Here is a 17,395-nt window from a genome sequence, read left to right on the forward strand (position 1 = left end):
GCTCCCACAGGGTTGTGATGTTTTTGATTTTCCCGCTCCGCGTTGATATCCAGAGGATGGTTCCATGACCAGCAACGCCCATACCGCAGTGGTGCAAAAGCAATTCGGCGAACAGGCCGCCGCCTACCTGAGCAGCGCCGTGCATGCCCAGGGCAGCGAGTTCGCGCTGCTCCAGGCGGAGCTGGCCGGGCGTGCCGATGCGCGGGTCCTGGACCTGGGCTGTGGTGCTGGCCATGTGAGTTTTCACGTGGCGCCGCTGGTCGGCAAGGTGGCGGCCTACGACCTTTCGCAGCAGATGCTCGATGTGGTCGCCGCTGCCGCCGCCGAGCGCGGCCTGGGTAATATCGCCACCGTGTGTGGCGCGGCGGAGAGCCTGCCGTTCGCCGATGGCGAGTTCGATTTCGTCTTCAGCCGCTACTCGGCGCACCACTGGAGCGATCTCGGCCTGGCCCTGCGGGAAGTGCGGCGGGTGCTGAAACCGGGTGGCGTCGCGGCCTTTATCGACGTAATGTCCCCCGGCAGTCCGTTGTTCGACACCTATCTGCAGAGTGTCGAGGTACTGCGCGACACCAGTCATGTCCGCGATTACTCGGCGGGCGAGTGGTTGCGCCAGGTCAGCGAAGCCGGCCTGCACGTGCGCAGTACCAGCCGCCAGCGCCTGCGCCTGGAGTACAGCTCCTGGGTCGAACGCATGCGTACGCCGCCGGCGTTGCGCGTGGCGATTCGCGACCTGCAGCAGGCGATGGGCGCCGAAGTGCGGGAATATTTTGAGATTGAGGCCGATGGTTCGTTCAGTACAGATGTACTGGTGCTGTGGGCCGAGCGATAGACTTTTTCCGGCTGCCCCGTGACCACGGGTGCACCGACAGATGACACGAGGAAAGCATGAGCAAGCAGATTCTGATTCTCCCAGGCGACGGTATCGGTCCGGAAATCATGGCCGAAGCGGTCAAGGTGCTGGAACTGGCCAACGAGAAGTACAGCCTGGGCTTCGAGTTGAGCCACGACGTGATCGGCGGCGCCGCCATCGACAAGCATGGCGTGCCCCTGGCCGATGAAACCCTGGACCGTGCCCGTGCCGCCGACGCGGTGCTGCTTGGCGCCGTCGGCGGTCCGAAGTGGGACAAGATCGAACGGGATATCCGTCCCGAGCGCGGCCTGCTGAAGATCCGTGCGCAACTGGGCCTGTTCGGCAACCTGCGTCCGGCGATCCTCTATCCGCAACTGGCCGATGCCTCGAGCCTGAAGCCGGAAATCGTCTCGGGCCTGGATATCCTGATCGTCCGCGAACTGACCGGCGGTATCTACTTTGGCGCCCCACGCGGCACCCGCGAACTGGAAAACGGCGAACGCCAGTCCTACGACACCCTGCCGTACAGCGAGAGCGAAATCCGCCGTATCGCCCGTGTCGGTTTCGACATGGCCCGCGTGCGCGGCAAGAAACTCTGCTCGGTGGACAAGGCCAACGTCCTGGCGTCCAGCCAGCTGTGGCGTGAAGTGGTCGAGGAAGTCGCCAAGGACTATCCGGACATCGAGCTGAGCCACATGTACGTCGACAACGCCGCGATGCAACTGGTGCGCGCGCCCAAGCAGTTCGACGTGATCGTCACCGACAACATGTTCGGCGATATTCTTTCCGACGAAGCGTCGATGCTCACCGGTTCCATCGGCATGCTGCCGTCGGCGTCGCTGGATGCCAACAACAAGGGCATGTACGAGCCTTGCCACGGTTCGGCGCCGGACATCGCCGGGCAGGGCATTGCCAACCCGCTGGCGACCATCCTGTCGGTATCGATGATGCTGCGCTACAGCTTCAATCTGCACGACGCCGCGACCGCCATCGAGAAGGCCGTGAGCCTGGTGCTGGACCAGGGCCTGCGGACCGGTGACATCTGGTCGGCCGGTTGCAGCAAAGTCGGAACGCAGGAAATGGGCGACGCAGTAGTCGCCGCGCTGCGGAATCTGTAATCTCTCGGGCCCACCGTTTCTTTCATCCCTGGAAACGGTGACCCACTTTTGTAAAAGGTGTAGTTGCGATGAAACGTGTAGGTCTGATCGGTTGGCGCGGTATGGTCGGTTCCGTGCTCATGCAGCGGATGCTGGAAGAGCAGGACTTCGATCTTATTGAGCCGGTGTTTTTCACCACTTCCAATGTCGGTGGCCAAGGCCCATCCGTGGGCAAGGATATTGCCCCGCTGAAGGATGCCTACAGCATTGAAGAGCTGAAAACCCTCGACGTGATTCTGACCTGCCAGGGTGGCGACTACACCAGCGAGGTTTTCCCCAAGCTGCGCGAAGCCGGCTGGCAGGGTTACTGGATCGATGCCGCCTCCAGCCTGCGCATGCAGGATGACGCGGTGATCATCCTCGATCCGGTGAACCGCAAGGTCATCGACCAGCAACTGGATGCCGGGACCAAGAACTACATCGGTGGCAATTGCACCGTCAGCCTGATGCTGATGGGCCTGGGCGGCCTGTTCGAGGCCGGCCTGGTGGAGTGGATGAGCGCCATGACCTATCAGGCGGCCTCCGGTGCCGGTGCGCAGAACATGCGCGAGCTGATCAAGCAGATGGGCGCGACCCATGCGGCCGTCGCCGATCAACTGGCCGACCCCGCCAGCGCGATCCTCGACATCGATCGCCGTGTCGCCGAAGCCATGCGCAGCGATGCCTACCCGACCGAAAACTTCGGCGTGCCATTGGCCGGCAGCCTGATCCCGTGGATCGACAAGGAACTGCCGAACGGCCAGAGCCGCGAAGAGTGGAAGGCCCAGGCCGAAACCAACAAGATCCTCGGTCGCTTCAAGAGCCCGATCCCTGTGGACGGTATCTGCGTGCGCATCGGCGCCATGCGTTGCCACAGCCAGGCGCTGACCATCAAGCTGAACAAGGATGTGCCGATCGCCGATATCGAAGGGCTGATCAGCCAGCACAACCCCTGGGTCAAGCTGGTGCCGAACCAGCGTGAGATCAGCATGCAGGAGTTGAGTCCGACCAAGGTCACCGGCACCCTGAACATCCCGGTAGGGCGTCTGCGCAAGCTGAACATGGGCTCGCAGTTCCTCGGCGCGTTCACCGTGGGTGACCAGCTGTTGTGGGGCGCGGCCGAGCCGCTGCGGCGCATGTTGCGGATCCTGCTGGAGCGTTGATTCGCTGCCGCATCGAGCCGATGTATTGAAAAGCCCGCGTCTCGCCAGAGTCGCGGGCTTTTTGTTTCAGGCAGCGCGGTCCTTGTGTGGGGCGAGCTGTTGTGGGAGCGGGCTTGCCCGCGAAGCTGTTATCCGACCGTTCCCATGCTATGCGTCCGCTGTAGATCCATGGCGACTCCTCTGCTGCACGTGAGAAGGATGATGTCTGACGGTGGTGGATTACGATAAATTGCCTGGCCGCCCCGTCACGGGTAAAGTGCCGCTCCCCCCGTTTTGCCTGAGGTCAAACCCATGAGCCAGTCCTTTGATATTGCCGTGATCGGCGCCACCGGCACTGTCGGCGAGACCCTGGTGCAGGTTCTCGAAGAGCGTGACTTTCCGGTGGCCGACCTGCATTTGCTGGCCAGCAGCGAGTCCGCCGGTCACTCGGTGCCATTTCGGGGCAAGAACGTCCGTGTGCGTGAAGTCGACGAGTTCAATTTCGCCAAGGTCCAATTGGTGTTTTTCGCTGCCGGCCCGGCGGTCACCCTGAGTTTTGCCCCGCGTGCCGCGGCGGCCGGCTGCACGGTCATCGATCTGTCTGGCGCCTTGCCCGTGCCTCAGGTGGTGCCGGAAGCCAATGCCCAGGTGCTGGCGACCCTGGACAAGCCGGTCCAGGTGGGCAGTCCGAGCGCCGCGGCTACCGCGCTGGCCGTGGTGCTGGCGCCGCTCAAGGGGCTGCTGGAACTGCGGCGGGTGACCGTGACCGCCTGCCTGGCCGTGTCCAGCCAGGGCCGTGAGGCCGTCAGCGAACTGGCCCGGCAGACCGCCGAACTGTTGAATGTCCGCCCGCTGGAGCCGCGTTTCTTCGATCGGCAGATCGCCTTCAACCTGCTGGCCCAGGTCGGCAAGCCGGATGCCGAGGGGCATGTTTCCCTGGAAAAGCGCCTGGTCGGCGAGTTGCGTGAACTGCTTGCAGCACCTTTACTAAAAATTTCAGTCACTTGCGTTCAAGCCCCGGTGTTTTTTGGCGATAGCTATAGTGTGTCCCTGGAGGCGGCTGCCGAGGTCGATCTGCCCGTGGTGAACGCGGCGCTGGAAGCGGCGGACGGCATCGAGCTGGTGGACGCCGGTGATTATCCGACCGCCGTCGGTGACGCCGTGGGCCAGGATGTGGTCTATGTCGGACGGGTTCGTCACGGTGTTGATGATCTGTCGGAACTGAATCTGTGGCTGACGTCGGACAATGTCCGCAAGGGTGCCGCGCTAAACGCTGTGCAACTGGCTGAATTGTTGATAAAAGACCCGCTGTAAAAGATACTTGGCGACAATTTGCAGAATGATTCTAGCCTGACGCTATGCTCAGGCTGGTTGCTGAAGGTGAGCTGCCCCTCGGGCACTTGCAGGGGCATCGGCTAAAACAGGGTGTTGCGGTGGTTTTCCCGGGCCGCGCGCCATGCCGCAAGGCAGCTACACCACCTTCTCGCTGGCCGAGGAACGCACTAACAAAGGAAGAGGCTATGGTTCAAGTTCGCAAACTGGTGTTAGCAATAGCGGCCGCTTCGGCGCTGTCTTCCGGTATGGCGCATGCGCTTGGGCTGGGGGAAATGACCCTCAAGTCGACCCTGAACCAGCCATTGCTGGTGGAAATCGAATTGCAGGATGTCGGTGGCCTCAGCGCTTCCGATATCGTTCCGAGCCTGGCTTCTCCCCAGGCGTTCAGCGATGCCGGCGTCAGCCGCCAGGACTTCCTGAACGACCTGACCTTCACGCCGGTGCTCAATCCCAACGGGCGCAGCGTGGTGCGCGTCACCTCGAGCAAGCCGTTGTCCGAAGCCTATGTACGCTTCCTGGTCCAGGTGCAGTGGCCCAATGGGCGGCTGATGCGTGACTACAGCGTGCTGCTCGATCCGTCGAAGTATGCGCCTGCGGGCGATGCCGCCAAGCCGGCTCCGGTTGTCGCGCCGAGTGCGCCGGTAACCGCGCCGACCAAGGCCAAGCAGTACACCACCGGTCCCAAGGATACCCTCTGGGAAATCGCTGCCCGGGAGCGCAATAGCGGCTCCGTGCAGCAGACCATGCTGGCCATCCAGGCGTTGAACCCGGATGCGTTTATCGATGGCAACATCAACCGCATGAAGACCGGCCAGGTGTTGCGCCTGCCGGATCCGGTGCAAAGCACCAGCCTGCCGCAGTCCAAGGCGATCGCCGAGGTGGCCGCGCAGAATGCCGCGTGGCGCCAGGGGCGTCGTTCGGCCCATGCCGGCAAGCAGCAGGTGGATGCCACCCGGCACAAGGGGGGCGAAGCCGCGCCATCCCGTGGCGCCGGCAAGGACAACCTGAGCCTGGTCTCCGCCGAGAGCGGCAAGAAGGGCGGCAAGGGCGCGGCTGGCGACAGCAAGGCCCTGAGCAACAAGCTGGCGGTGACCCAGGAGAGCCTCGACTCTACCCGTCGCGACAATGCCGAGCTGAAAAGCCGCATGGAGGACCTGCAGAGCCAGTTGGACAAACTGCAGCGCCTGATCCAGCTGAAGAACGATCAACTGGCCAAGTTGCAGGCGGAAGGGGCGGGCACTGCGCCTGCTACCAGCCAGCCGGCCATGCCGGCCGAACTGGTGGCCAAGCCGGAAGTGGCCCCGACTCCGGCGCCGATCGTCGCGACGCCTGCCCCCGCTGAAGCGGCCAAGCCGGTCGAGCCGCCGATCCAGGCCGAAGTGGCGCCAGGCGAAGAGCGCAAGCTCGACGACCTGCTGTCCAGCCCGATTCTCCTGGGCCTGATCGCCGGTTCCGTGGTGCTGGTGCTGTTGTTGCTCATGCTGCTCCTGGTGCGTCGCCGCAAGGCCCAGCAGGAAGCCGAGAAGCACCAGCGCATGGCGCGGGCGCTGTCTGAAGAAACCGACTTCGCAGCAGATCTGGATATGCCGGAAAGCAGCTTCGAAGGCCTGGAGGTGCCTCCTCCGAGCGTAAAGCTGGCGCCGGCCCAGGCGCCGGCTCCCGTCGCTGAGCGTCCAACCGATGTGTTGGGCCAGGCTGAACTGCATATTGAGCGCGGTCATCTGAACCAGGCTGCCGATGTGCTGGAAGAAGCGATCAAGTTCGAGCCGCAGCGCAGCGATCTGCGCCTGAAGTTGATGGAAGTCTACGGTCGCCAGGGCGATCGCGACGGCTTTGTCGTCCAGGAGCGCCAGCTGGTCGCCAATGGCGAGAACCATGCCCAGGTCGAGCAGCTCAAGAGTCGCTTTCCCGGCATGATCGCCGTGGCGGCGGTGGCGGGCCTTGGTGCGGCAGCAGTCGCCGCCGAGCTCGACGAGCAGTTTGTCCAGGAGTTGTTGCAGGAGGAGCCGCCGGCCCCGGTTGCCGCGCCTGAGCCCGTGGTTGCCGCGGCGCCGGCTCCGGTGGTGGATGAGTTCGACAACGATTTCGACCTCAGCCTCGATGACCTGGAGGCGGTTTCGCCTTCGGTCGTTCCAGCTCCGGTGGCGGACCTGGACCTGGATGACCTGCAGCTCGACGACGACCTGAGCTTCGAATCGGTGCTGGCACAGCAGACTGAGGCCAAGGCGAGCGCGGACGACCTGTCGGACTTCGATCTGGATCTGGGCGCTGACGAGCCGGCCGCGATCCAGGCGGACGACGACTTCCTGCTGGGCCTGACCGACGATCCTGCGGTGCCCCAGGGCGAAGTGCCGACTCTCGATGCGCTGGATGACCTGGGGCTGTCGGAAGACTTCGACCTGTCGCTGGCCGACGAACTGGCGGTCGACACCGGGCCGAATGCCTTTACCGATGAGCTCGATGACGTCAACGCCGAGCTGGACCGTCTGTCCCAGAGCCTGGAGCAGCCCCCGCTGGCGGCCCCGACTTTCACCGCTGACGACGCGGCCCTGGGTGATGACGAGCCGGAGTTCGACTTCCTCTCGGGAACCGACGAGGCGGCGACCAAGCTCGACCTGGCCCAGGCCTATATCGATATGGACGACAAGGATGGCGCGCGGGATATTCTCGCCGAAGTCCTGAGCGAAGGCAGCGAAGTGCAAAAGAACGAAGCCAAGGAAATGCTCAAGCGTCTGGCATGAGTCGATCCGCTGGCACTAAAGACAACGGCAGCCCTCGGGCTGCCGTTGTCGTTTTACCGATTCCACGTTCTGCGTCAGGCCAGCAGGTCCTCGTAGAACGCGCCGAACGGCCGGGTCGGGTGGGCGATCTGGATTTCCAGGATCCACAAGCCGACATCCGGGCAGGCCTCGAAGTCCCCCAGGTCCCCGGCACGGTAGATAGCATGGGGGAAATCACTGACCCGGTGACCCTTGATTTCCAGGTTCAGCACCCAGCCCATGGCATTGGCCTGTTCCTCGGCATAACGATACAGCTCCGGGCCGCTGACCTGCTGTTGCTTCCAGTAGTCGTGGACCTGGTCGAACAGGGTCTTGGCCGCTGCCGCGCAGGCAATCATCTCGGGGTCGTTGCCGGTGGTGAAAGTGCCGCCCGAGTCGCCTTCATGGCGATCCCAGACCACCCCCAGGTCGATAAAGAAGATGTCGTTCTCGCCGAGTGCCGGATCGCCTTCGGAACGCTGCTTGAAGGTCTTCAGGGTATTGGCGCCGAAGCGGATCAGCAGCGGGTGCCAGATGCGATCCATGCCCAGTTCCTTGAGAATCTCCAGGCCCAGGGCGCGTGCTTCGGATTCCAGCATGCCGGGCTTGAAGCGCCGGGCCATTTCCTCGATGGCCTGCCAGGTCATGCGCTTTGCGTGGAGCATGCCGTCCAGGCTGTAGGCCTGGCCGACGGCTTGTTTATTCAGTGCGTTCATTCATCGGGTCTCGGTCGAGGGGCTTTATCATTATGTATTTTGATATATAGCGAGATTGCCCCGGACAAGGCAATCCTCATGCACAGGCGTCGGCCGGCTTTCTGGCGCAAACTAAAAGCGCCCCGCGCATGGCGTCCGCGGCCGGTCGCCTTATAATGCACGCCTTTGCGCAAATCATCAGGCTGTAAGTTCTTGGCAAATATAGATAACCCGGCGGCCGAAATGGCCGCCGAAGGCTTTTCCCGGATCGCCCTGGGCGTCGAATACAAGGGCTCGCGTTATCGCGGCTGGCAGCGCCAGGCCTCCGGTGTGCTCACGGTGCAGGAAACCCTGGAAGACGCCTTGTCGAAAGTGGCGGATTCGCCGGTTTCGCTGATGTGTGCCGGGCGCACCGATGCCGGGGTGCATGCCTGTGGGCAGGTGGTGCATTTCGACACCCAGGCCGAGCGCTCGCTGAAGGCCTGGGTCATGGGCGCCAATATCAACCTGCCCCATGACATCAGCGTCAGCTGGGCCAAGGTCATGCCGGCGCATTTTCATGCGCGTTTCAAGGCCATCGCCCGACGTTATCGCTATGTGATCTACAACGACCAGATCCGTCCGGCGCACCTCAATGAGGAAATCACCTGGAATCACCGGCCGCTGGATGAGCAGCGCATGGCCGAGGCGGCCCGCCATCTGGTGGGTACCCATGATTTCAGCGCCTTCCGTGCCGGGCAGTGCCAGGCCAAGTCGCCGATCAAGGAAGTCCACCACCTGCGGGTGACCCGGCACGGCAAGATGATTGTCATCGATATCCGCGCCGGTGCCTTCCTGCATCATATGGTGCGCAATATCGCCGGGGTGCTGATGACCATTGGTGCCGGCGAGCGGCCGGTGGAGTGGGCGCGTGAAGTGCTGGAGAGCCGTATCCGCCGCACCGGCGGGGTAACAGCCCATCCGTTCGGCCTGTATCTGGTGCAGGTGGAGTACCGCGACGAGTTCGAGCTGCCGGAACGTTATGTCGGGCCACATTTCTTGACGGGTTTCTCGGAACTTGCCGGCTGACGCCTGGAAAAGCATTTGCTACCATCCGGGACTTTACTCGGAAAAACCCTGGGGTTCTGACGATATGTCCGCCGTTCGCAGCAAAATCTGCGGGATCACCCGTATTGAAGATGCGTTGGCCGCGGTCGAGGCCGGGGCCGATGCCATCGGTTTTGTGTTCTATGCCAAAAGCCCGCGGGCGGTGACCTTCCAGCAGGCGCGGGCGATCATCGCCGCCTTGCCGCCGTTCGTGACCACCGTGGGCCTGTTCGTCAATGCCAGCCGTTGCGAGCTGGGCGAGATCCTCGACGCCGTGCCGCTGGACCTGCTGCAGTTCCATGGCGACGAAACCAGCGAACAGTGCGAGGGCTTTCACCGGCCGTACATCAAGGCCCTGCGGGTCAAGGCCGGCGACGATATCGCCGCGGCGTGCCGGGCCTATCCCGGTGCCAGTGGAATCCTGCTCGATACCTATGTCGAAGGTGTGCACGGTGGGACCGGCGAGGCTTTCGACTGGTCCCTCGTGCCGCAGGGCCTGAGCAAGCCGATCATCCTGGCCGGCGGCCTGACCGTGGAAAACGTCGGGGACGCCATTGCCCGGGTCAGGCCATATGCCGTGGATACCAGTGGCGGGGTGGAACGGAGCAAGGGCATCAAGGACCCCGCGAAGATCAAGGCGTTCATCCAGGCGGTTCGCGCCAGCTGATCGCCGATGTGACGGACGGCAGCCTGCCACCGTCCATGCTTACCGCCGCTAGAAAACAGGCGGGCCCGGTTGTCCGACGGGCCGAAAACGAATTGGAGAAAGAAAGCATGAGCAACTGGTTAGTAGACAAACTGATCCCTTCGATCATGCGTTCCGAGGTGAAGAAAAGCTCGGTGCCTGAAGGTCTGTGGCACAAGTGCCCATCGTGCGACGCGGTGCTCTATCGTCCGGAGCTGGAAAAGACCCTGGACGTCTGCCCCAAGTGCAACCACCACATGCGCATTGGTGCCCGTGCCCGCATCGACATCTTCCTGGACGCCGAAGGTCGCGCCGAGCTGGGTGCCGACCTGGAGCCGGTGGACCGTCTGAAATTCCGTGACGGCAAGAAGTACAAGGATCGCCTGACCGCGGCCCAGAAGCAGACCGGCGAAAAAGACGCGCTGATCTCCATGAGCGGTACGCTGCTGGGGATGCCGATCGTCGTCTCGGCATTCGAGTTCTCGTTCATGGGCGGCTCCATGGGCGCCATCGTCGGCGAGCGCTTCGTTCGTGCCGCCAACTACGCCCTGGAAAACCGTTGCCCGATGGTCTGTTTCTCGGCCTCCGGTGGTGCGCGGATGCAGGAAGCGCTGATCTCGCTGATGCAGATGGCGAAGACCTCGGCCGTGCTGGCGCGCCTGCGTGAAGAGGGCCTGCCGTTCATCTCCGTCCTGACCGACCCGGTCTACGGTGGCGTTTCCGCCAGCCTGGCGATGCTCGGCGACGTGATCGTCGGCGAACCCAAGGCACTGATCGGCTTCGCCGGTCCGCGAGTGATCGAGCAGACCGTTCGCGAAAAACTGCCGGAAGGCTTCCAGCGCAGCGAATTCCTGCTGGAGCACGGCGCCATCGACATGATCATCCCGCGCCAGGAACTGCGTCCGCGCCTGGGCAGCCTGCTGGCCCAGATGATGGGGCTGCCGACGCCTGTGTACGTCGCCGCACCTGTCGAATCCATCGTTATCCCACCGGTGCCGGCAAACGTATGATCCAACGTACCCTGGGCGACTGGCTCGCCTACCTGGAGCAACTGCATCCATCGGCCATCGACATGGGGTTGGAGCGCTCGCAAGAGGTAGCGAACCGCATGGGGCTGGGCAGGCCGGCGCCTCGGGTAGTGACCGTGACCGGTACCAACGGCAAGGGCTCGACCTGCGCCTTTGTCGCCGCCTTGCTGCAAGCCCAGGGCCTCAAGGTCGGGGTCTACAGTTCGCCCCACCTGCTGCGCTACAACGAGCGCGTGCAGATCAATGGCGTGGAAGCGACCGATGCCCAGTTGTGCGAAGCATTCGCCGCGCTGGATGCCGGTCGTGGCGAGACTTCCCTGACCTACTTCGAAATGGGCACCCTGGCGGCCTTCTGGCTGTTCGAGCGTGAGCAACTGGATGCCGTGGTCCTGGAAGTCGGCCTGGGCGGGCGCCTGGACACGGTCAATGTGGTGGATGCCGACCTGGCGCTGGTGACCAGTATCGGTGTCGACCATGCCGAGTACCTGGGCAATACCCGCGAATCGGTGGCCTATGAAAAGGCCGGGATCTTCCGTCAGGGCCGGCCGGCGCTGTGTGGCGACCTGAACCCGCCGCAACCCTTGCTGGAAAAGGCGCACGAGCTGGCTTGCCCGTTTTTCCTGCGCGGCCGCGATTTCGATCTCGGCATCACCGACCAGCACTGGCAGTGGCGTGGCCTCGACGGCCAGGGCCAGGTGCTGGAGCTGCATGACCTGCCGCTGCTCGACCTGCCGATGGAAAACGCCGCGCTGGCGCTCCAGGCTTATGCCCTGATGGACCTGCCATGGCAGCCGGAGCGGATCGTTGCCGCCCTGCAGGCAACCCGTATCGTCGGTCGCCTGGATCGCCGTACCGTCAACTGGCAGGGCAAGTCGCTGCAACTGATGCTGGATGTCGGGCATAACCCCCATGCGGCGCAATACCTGGCCCAGCGCCTGGCGCGGCGTGTCCCGGCAGGACGGCGCCTGGCGGTGTTCGGCCTGCTGTCGGACAAGGACCTTGACGGCGTGGTGTCGCAGCTCGATGCTCATGTGCAACAGTGGGCGGTGACGCCACTGCAATCGCCGCGCAGCCGGCCGGCGACCGATCTGCAGGCAGCCCTGCAGGCTCGCGGAGCTTCGGTGACGGCCTACGAGAGTGTCGCGGCGGCGCTGGAAGGGCAGTGTGCCCAGGCGACGGCGGACGATGAAATCCTGTTGTTCGGATCGTTTTTTTGTGTAGCCGAGGCGCTGGAATGGCTCGCCCGGCGCGCCACGGAGGAAGCTGCAAATGGCATTGCTGGATAAAGCGTACAAGCAGCGGATGGTCGGTGCCCTGGTTCTGGTGGCGCTGGCCGTGATCTTTCTGCCGATGCTGTTTTCCCGTCAGGACGAACAGCGTCAGGTGCGTGTCGATCCGCCGGCGGCGCCACAGGCTCCGGCCGTGCCCCAGGTACAGGTCGAGCCGGTAGCGGTGCCCGAGCCGCAAAGCCTGCCCCAGGAGCCTGTGCCGGAAGAGGAGGACGAGGTGGCGGCCAAGCCGGTACCGGCGCCTTCGATGCCGATTGCTCCGGCTCCGGCCGCCAAGCCGGCGGCCCCGGTTGTCGCGACCAGGCCTGTCGCTCCAGCACCCGCACCCAAGCCCGCTGCTGCGCCTGCGCAGACGCCGGCACAAGCGGTGGCGGTAGCGCCGGCGAAGCTCGATACCACCCAGAACCGGGTGGACCCCAACGGCTTGCCGATCAGTTGGTCGGTGCAACTGGCCAGCCTGTCGAGCCGTGAAAGTGCCGAAAGCCTGCAGAAAAACCTGCGTAGCCAGGGCTACAACGCCTATATCCGTTCCTCCGACGGGAAGAACCGGGTGTTTGTCGGGCCGCTGATCGAGCGCGCGGAGGCCGATCGCCTGCGTGATCTGCTCGGCCGCCAGCAAAAGCTGAATGGGTTCGTTGTCCGATTCCAACCCGAGCGCGGCTGAAAACTACTGCGCTTGGCAATACTGCGTTAAAAACAGGCTCGGAATGCTCATTTACAGCCAGTAAACTCCGCTTCCTCGCCTGTTTTTGCCTTGTCTTGCCTTCGCTCGCTACGTTTTCAGAAGGCTTCGGCGGGTTGTATCGAAATGCACTGACAATCGCCTTACCAGCAAGGCGGCGCTCTGCTAAAATGCGCCGCCTTATCCGTCTGTAGGCTGCACTGTGCCATTTACCTGGGTTGACTGGGCGATTATCGCGGTAATCGTCGTTTCTGCTTTGATCAGCTTGAGCCGCGGCTTTGTCAAAGAAGCCTTGTCCCTGCTCACCTGGATCATCGCCGGCGTCATCGCCTGGATGTTCGGTGGCTCGTTGTCCGTGTACCTCACCGACTATATTCAGACACCTTCGGCTCGCGTGATCGCGGGCTGTGCAATCATGTTCGTCGCGACCCTGTTGGTCGGGGCCATGGTCAATTACCTTATCGGCGAGTTGATTCGCGTCACCGGCCTGTCCGGGACCGATCGATTTCTCGGCATGGCCTTCGGTGCCGCGCGTGGCGCGTTGCTGGTGGTCGTGGCGGTCGGGCTGCTCAGCCTGGGGCCGGTACAGCAGGATACGTGGTGGCAGGAGTCCCGGCTCGTGCCACAATTTCTATTGGTTGCAGACTGGTCCAAGAACCTCATCCTGGGGTGGAGCAGTCAGTGGCTGGCCAGCGGGATCAGCGTACCCGCTGACCTTCCGTTCAAGGAACATCTCTTACCGGCCAAAACGCCTCAGTAAGTGCTGTTCAGTTCAGATTCATTAAGTAGGGGTTGCGTCGCATGTGTGGCATCGTCGGTATCGTCGGTAAGTCGAACGTCAATCAGGCGCTGTATGACGCGCTAACCGTGCTCCAGCACCGCGGCCAGGACGCTGCCGGTATCGTGACCAGCCATGACGGCCGGTTATTCCTGCGCAAGGACAACGGCCTGGTCCGTGATGTGTTTCATCAGCGCCATATGCAACGCCTGGTCGGCCACATGGGTATCGGCCACGTGCGTTACCCGACCGCCGGCAGCTCGACCTCGGCCGAAGCCCAGCCGTTCTATGTCAACTCGCCGTACGGCATCACCCTGGCGCACAACGGCAACCTGACCAACGTCGAACAGCTGGCCAAGGAGATCTACGAGTCCGACCTGCGCCACGTCAACACCAGCTCCGACTCGGAAGTGCTGCTCAACGTGTTCGCCCACGAGCTGGCCCAGCGCGGCAAGCTGCAACCGACCGAGGAAGACGTGTTTGCCGCGGTGACCGACGTGCACAACCGTTGCGTCGGCGGCTACGCGGTGGTGGCGATGATCACCGGCTACGGCATCGTCGGCTTCCGCGACCCCCATGGCATTCGCCCGATCGTTTTCGGCCAGCGCCACACCGACGAGGGCGTCGAGTACATGATCGCCTCCGAAAGCGTGTCCCTGGACGTGCTCGGCTTCACCCTGATCCGCGATCTGGCGCCGGGCGAAGCGGTCTACATCACTGAAGACGGCAAGCTGCACACCCGCCAGTGCGCGACCAACCCGACCCTGACCCCGTGCATCTTCGAACACGTCTACCTGGCGCGTCCGGACTCGATCATCGACGGTGTGTCGGTGTACAAGGCGCGTCTGCGCATGGGCGAGAAGTTGGCGGAGAAGATCCTGCGCGAGCGTCCGGAGCATGACATCGACGTGGTCATCCCGATTCCGGATACCAGCCGTACCGCGGCCCTGGAACTGGCAAACCACCTGGGCGTGAAGTTCCGCGAAGGCTTCGTGAAGAACCGCTACATCGGCCGGACCTTCATCATGCCGGGCCAGGCGGCGCGCAAGAAGTCCGTACGGCAGAAACTCAACGCCATCGAGCTGGAGTTCCGCGGCAAGAACGTGATGCTGGTGGACGACTCGATCGTGCGCGGCACCACCTGCAAGCAGATCATCCAGATGGCCCGTGAAGCCGGCGCGAAGAACGTCTACTTCTGCTCGGCGGCTCCGGCCGTGCGCTACCCCAACGTCTACGGCATCGATATGCCGAGTGCCCACGAACTGATCGCCCACAACCGTTCCACCCAGGACGTTGCGGACCTGATCGGTGCCGACTGGCTGATCTATCAGGACCTGCCGGACCTGATCGAAGCCGTCGGCGGTGGCAAGATCAAGATCGAACAGTTCGACTGCGCGGTGTTCGACGGCAAGTACGTCACCGGCGATATCGACGAGCACTACCTGAACAAGATCGAGCAGGCGCGCAACGATGCGTCCAAGGTCAAGACCCAGGCGGTCAGTGCGATCATCGATCTGTACAACAATTGACGAGAAACCGGCCCCGAAGCGCGGTGTTGAATACACCGCGATCCCTGTAGGAGTCGGGCTTGCCCGCGAAGAGGCCCTTGAGGCCGCCAAAGGCTTCGCGGGCAAGCCCGGCTCCTGCAGGTTGTGCTTTCCAGGGGCCGGTTTTGTATCTTCCAAAGATCAGAGCAAGGAGTGGCAGCATGAGTCAGGAATGGGATGCCGGTCGGTTGGACAGCGATCTCGACGGCGTAGCCTTCGACACCCTGGCTGTCCGTGCCGGTCAGCACCGTACGCCGGAAGGCGAGCACAGCGACCCGATGTTCTTCACTTCCAGCTACGTTTTCCGTACCGCCGCCGATGCGGCTGCACGGTTTGCCGGGGAAGTGCCGGGCAACGTCTATTCGCGCTACACCAACCCGACCGTGCGTTCGTTCGAGGAGCGCATCGCCGCCCTGGAAGGCGCTGAGCAGGCCGTTGCGACCTCGACCGGCATGGCCGCGATCATGGCCGTGGTGATGAGCCTGTGCAGCGCCGGCGACCATGTGCTGGTGTCGCGCAGCGTATTCGGTTCTACCATCAGCCTGTTCGAGAAGTACTTCAAGCGCTTCGGCGTCGAGGTCGACTACGTGCCCCTGGCGGAACTGTCTGGCTGGGACGCGGCGATCAAGGCCAATACCAAGCTGCTGTTCGTCGAATCGCCGTCGAACCCCTTGGCCGAGCTGGTGGATATCGCCGCGCTGGCGGAAATCGCCCATGCCAAGGGCGCGCTGCTGGTGGTCGACAACTGCTTCTGCACGCCTGCCGTCCAGCAGCCGCTGACGCTCGGTGCGGACATCGTGGTGCATTCGGCGACCAAGTACATCGACGGCCAGGGTCGTTGCATGGGCGGCGTAGTCTGCGGTCGCGGCGAGCAGATGAAGGAAGTCGTCGGCTTCCTGCGCACTGCCGGGCCGAGCCTCAGCCCGTTCAACGCGTGGATCTTCCTCAAGAGCCTGGAAACCCTGAACCTGCGCATGCGTGCGCACTGCGCCAATGCCCTGGCCCTGGCCGAGTGGCTGGAGCAGCAGGACGGCATCGAGAAGGTGCACTACGCTGGCCTCAAGAGCCATCCGCAACACGAACTGGCCCAGCGCCAGCAGCGTGGCTTCGGTGGCGTGGTGAGCTTCGAGGTCAGGGGCGGCAAAGAGGGCGCCTGGCGCTTTATCGACGCAACCCGGTTGATCTCGATCACCGCCAACCTGGGCGACAGCAAGACCACCATCACTCACCCGAGCACCACTTCCCACGGCCGCCTGTCGCCGCAGGAGCGTGAAGCGGCGGGGATTCGCGACAGCCTGATCCGCGTTGCGGTCGGCCTGGAAGACGTGGCGGACCTGCAAGCCGACCTGGCGCGCGGTCTGGCTGCGCTGTGATCGAGTTGTCCCTTGGTGCGGCCGTTGGCAACAACGGTCGCGTAGCGCTGGTTACCGGCGCGGCACGGGGCATCGGGCTGGGCATCGCCGCCTGGTTGATCAGCGAAGGCTGGCAGGTGGTGCTGACCGACCTCGACAAGGTGCGTGGGGGCAAGGTTGCCGATGTCCTTGGCGAGAATGCCTGTTTTATCGCCATGGATGTCTCCGACGAGGCGCAGGTGGCCCAGGGCGTGGCCGATGTGCTGGGGCAGTTCGGTCGGCTCGATGCGCTGGTGTGCAATGCGGCGATTGCCGATCCGCACAACATCACCCTCGAAAGCCTCGATCTGTCGCACTGGAACCGTGTGCTGGCAGTCAATCTCAGCGGGCCGATGCTGCTGGCCAAGCACTGCGCACCGTACCTGCGCGCCCATTGCGGGGCCATCGTCAACCTGGCCTCGACCCGGGCGGCGCAGTCGGAGCCCGACACCGAGGCCTATGCGGCGAGCAAGGGCGGGCTGCTGGCCTTGACCCACGCCCTGGCGATCAGCCTCGGTCCGGAGATCCGCGTCAATGCGGTCAGTCCGGGCTGGATCGATACCCGTGATCCTTCGGTACGCCGTGCCGAGCCGCTGAGCGAGCTCGATCATGCCCAGCATCCGGCGGGCCGGGTCGGGACGGTCGAGGATGTGGCGGCGATCGTGGCGTGGTTGCTGTCGAAAAGCGCGGGCTTTGTCACCGGCCAGGAGTTCGTGGTCGATGGTGGCATGAGCAAGAAAATGATTTATTGCGACTAGAGACCGGCAGCGGGGCCGTGGACCGCGTGGCAAGAGGTTTTCCGTCCCGGTAGGGGGGTGATGGCGCTGACACGGATTTGTCTTTTTCAGAAAAACTTCAAGCAGGCTATTGACTTAGATCCGCTACCTGCGTAAATTTCGCGGCCTCGACGAAGCAAAGGGTGATTAGCTCAGCCGGGAGAGCATCTGCCTTACAAGCAGAGGGTCGGCGGTTCGATCCCGTCATCACCCACC

The 17,395-nt window shown here is 63.5% G+C and carries 15 protein-coding genes and 1 tRNA gene; 15 read left to right on the forward strand and 1 reads right to left on the reverse strand.

Annotated features, from left to right (window positions below):
* Positions 1 to 64 precede the first annotated feature (64 nt).
* The 5 genes from ACL9RJ_RS18765 (at position 65) to ACL9RJ_RS18785 (ending at position 7,204) form a co-directional block, all read left to right on the forward strand.
* Entirely contained in the window at positions 65 to 829 is a 765-nt protein-coding gene (locus ACL9RJ_RS18765; protein ID WP_017129392.1) for a class I SAM-dependent methyltransferase, read from the forward strand.
* Positions 830 to 885: 56 nt separating this feature from the next.
* A complete protein-coding gene (leuB, locus tag ACL9RJ_RS18770) occupies positions 886 to 1,968 on the forward strand; it encodes a 3-isopropylmalate dehydrogenase (RefSeq protein ID WP_017129391.1) in 1,083 nt (360 codons plus the stop codon).
* Positions 1,969 to 2,036: 68 nt separating this feature from the next.
* Positions 2,037 to 3,149: an aspartate-semialdehyde dehydrogenase gene (asd, locus tag ACL9RJ_RS18775; RefSeq protein WP_017129390.1), complete on the forward strand. Its 1,113-nt coding sequence runs from the start codon at positions 2,037 to 2,039 to the stop codon at positions 3,147 to 3,149.
* A gap of 291 nt (positions 3,150 to 3,440) precedes the next feature.
* Complete coding sequence (locus ACL9RJ_RS18780) at positions 3,441 to 4,442, forward strand: aspartate-semialdehyde dehydrogenase (RefSeq protein WP_017129389.1); 1,002 nt, start codon at positions 3,441 to 3,443, stop codon at positions 4,440 to 4,442.
* Between the two features lie 206 nt (positions 4,443 to 4,648).
* The gene (locus ACL9RJ_RS18785) at positions 4,649 to 7,204 is read left to right on the forward strand and encodes a FimV/HubP family polar landmark protein (protein ID WP_042937078.1); all 2,556 of its coding nucleotides are present in this window, start codon (positions 4,649 to 4,651) and stop codon (positions 7,202 to 7,204) included.
* A gap of 74 nt (positions 7,205 to 7,278) precedes the next feature.
* Here ACL9RJ_RS18785 and ACL9RJ_RS18790 read toward each other — a convergent pair whose 3' ends face one another.
* On the reverse strand, positions 7,279 to 7,938 hold the full coding sequence (locus tag ACL9RJ_RS18790; protein WP_017129387.1) for a M24 family metallopeptidase: 660 nt from the start codon (positions 7,936 to 7,938) through the stop codon (positions 7,279 to 7,281).
* Between the two features lie 222 nt (positions 7,939 to 8,160).
* On the opposite strand from ACL9RJ_RS18790, the gene truA reads away from it, so the two are divergent.
* From truA to ACL9RJ_RS18840, 10 genes are all read left to right on the forward strand, one after another.
* Positions 8,161 to 8,985, forward strand: a complete 825-nt coding sequence (gene truA, locus ACL9RJ_RS18795) for a tRNA pseudouridine(38-40) synthase TruA (protein WP_177086888.1) — start codon at positions 8,161 to 8,163, stop codon at positions 8,983 to 8,985.
* A gap of 64 nt (positions 8,986 to 9,049) precedes the next feature.
* Positions 9,050 to 9,670, forward strand: coding sequence for a phosphoribosylanthranilate isomerase (locus ACL9RJ_RS18800; RefSeq protein WP_017129385.1), 621 nt, complete (start codon positions 9,050 to 9,052; stop codon positions 9,668 to 9,670).
* Positions 9,671 to 9,777: 107 nt separating this feature from the next.
* A complete protein-coding gene (gene accD, locus ACL9RJ_RS18805; protein WP_017129384.1) occupies positions 9,778 to 10,698 on the forward strand; it encodes an acetyl-CoA carboxylase, carboxyltransferase subunit beta in 921 nt (306 codons plus the stop codon).
* Positions 10,695 to 12,002 (forward strand): bifunctional tetrahydrofolate synthase/dihydrofolate synthase, encoded by a 1,308-nt coding sequence (gene folC / locus ACL9RJ_RS18810; protein WP_017129383.1) that lies wholly within the window; start codon positions 10,695 to 10,697, stop codon positions 12,000 to 12,002. The genes accD and folC overlap by 4 nt, the downstream gene beginning before the upstream one ends.
* On the forward strand, positions 11,986 to 12,669 hold the full coding sequence (locus tag ACL9RJ_RS18815; RefSeq protein ID WP_103033021.1) for an SPOR domain-containing protein: 684 nt from the start codon (positions 11,986 to 11,988) through the stop codon (positions 12,667 to 12,669). Before folC ends, ACL9RJ_RS18815 begins: the two co-directional genes overlap by 17 nt.
* A 220-nt stretch (positions 12,670 to 12,889) precedes the next feature.
* Positions 12,890 to 13,447 carry a CvpA family protein gene (locus ACL9RJ_RS18820; RefSeq protein ID WP_017123225.1) on the forward strand — a complete coding sequence of 186 codons (558 nt, stop codon included), beginning with the start codon at positions 12,890 to 12,892 and terminating at the stop codon, positions 13,445 to 13,447.
* 41 nt (positions 13,448 to 13,488) lie between these two features.
* Positions 13,489 to 14,994 (forward strand): amidophosphoribosyltransferase, encoded by a 1,506-nt coding sequence (gene purF / locus ACL9RJ_RS18825; protein WP_017123224.1) that lies wholly within the window; start codon positions 13,489 to 13,491, stop codon positions 14,992 to 14,994.
* A gap of 179 nt (positions 14,995 to 15,173) precedes the next feature.
* A complete protein-coding gene (locus tag ACL9RJ_RS18830) occupies positions 15,174 to 16,385 on the forward strand; it encodes an O-succinylhomoserine sulfhydrylase (RefSeq protein ID WP_017123223.1) in 1,212 nt (403 codons plus the stop codon).
* Positions 16,382 to 17,161: an SDR family oxidoreductase gene (locus ACL9RJ_RS18835; RefSeq protein WP_017123222.1), complete on the forward strand. Its 780-nt coding sequence runs from the start codon at positions 16,382 to 16,384 to the stop codon at positions 17,159 to 17,161. Before ACL9RJ_RS18830 ends, ACL9RJ_RS18835 begins: the two co-directional genes overlap by 4 nt.
* Positions 17,162 to 17,320: 159 nt before the next feature.
* Positions 17,321 to 17,393, forward strand: a tRNA-Val gene (locus tag ACL9RJ_RS18840).
* The last annotated feature ends 2 nt before the right edge of the window (positions 17,394 to 17,395 follow it).

It is taken from the genome of Pseudomonas sp. Mn2068, from assembly GCF_049319725.1.
Lineage (GTDB): Bacteria > Pseudomonadota > Gammaproteobacteria > Pseudomonadales > Pseudomonadaceae > Aquipseudomonas > Aquipseudomonas gingeri.

What these genes read in the sequence shown, in the direction of transcription:
- asd (WP_017129390.1), top strand. Translation starts at nt 2,037, where the DNA reads ATGAAACGTGTAGGTCTGATCGGTTGGCGCGGTATGGTCGGTTCCGTG.
- leuB (WP_017129391.1), top strand. Translation starts at nt 886, where the DNA reads ATGAGCAAGCAGATTCTGATTCTCCCAGGCGACGGTATCGGTCCGGAA.
- ACL9RJ_RS18830 (WP_017123223.1), top strand. Translation starts at nt 15,174, where the DNA reads ATGAGTCAGGAATGGGATGCCGGTCGGTTGGACAGCGATCTCGACGGC.
- ACL9RJ_RS18815 (WP_103033021.1), top strand. Translation starts at nt 11,986, where the DNA reads ATGGCATTGCTGGATAAAGCGTACAAGCAGCGGATGGTCGGTGCCCTG.
- ACL9RJ_RS18780 (WP_017129389.1), top strand. Translation starts at nt 3,441, where the DNA reads ATGAGCCAGTCCTTTGATATTGCCGTGATCGGCGCCACCGGCACTGTC.
- ACL9RJ_RS18785 (WP_042937078.1), top strand. Translation starts at nt 4,649, where the DNA reads ATGGTTCAAGTTCGCAAACTGGTGTTAGCAATAGCGGCCGCTTCGGCG.
- ACL9RJ_RS18765 (WP_017129392.1), top strand. Translation starts at nt 65, where the DNA reads ATGACCAGCAACGCCCATACCGCAGTGGTGCAAAAGCAATTCGGCGAA.
- truA (WP_177086888.1), top strand. Translation starts at nt 8,161, where the DNA reads ATGGCCGCCGAAGGCTTTTCCCGGATCGCCCTGGGCGTCGAATACAAG.
- ACL9RJ_RS18790 (WP_017129387.1), bottom strand. Translation starts at nt 7,938, where the DNA reads ATGAACGCACTGAATAAACAAGCCGTCGGCCAGGCCTACAGCCTGGAC.
- folC (WP_017129383.1), top strand. Translation starts at nt 10,695, where the DNA reads ATGATCCAACGTACCCTGGGCGACTGGCTCGCCTACCTGGAGCAACTG.
- accD (WP_017129384.1), top strand. Translation starts at nt 9,778, where the DNA reads ATGAGCAACTGGTTAGTAGACAAACTGATCCCTTCGATCATGCGTTCC.
- purF (WP_017123224.1), top strand. Translation starts at nt 13,489, where the DNA reads ATGTGTGGCATCGTCGGTATCGTCGGTAAGTCGAACGTCAATCAGGCG.
- ACL9RJ_RS18800 (WP_017129385.1), top strand. Translation starts at nt 9,050, where the DNA reads ATGTCCGCCGTTCGCAGCAAAATCTGCGGGATCACCCGTATTGAAGAT.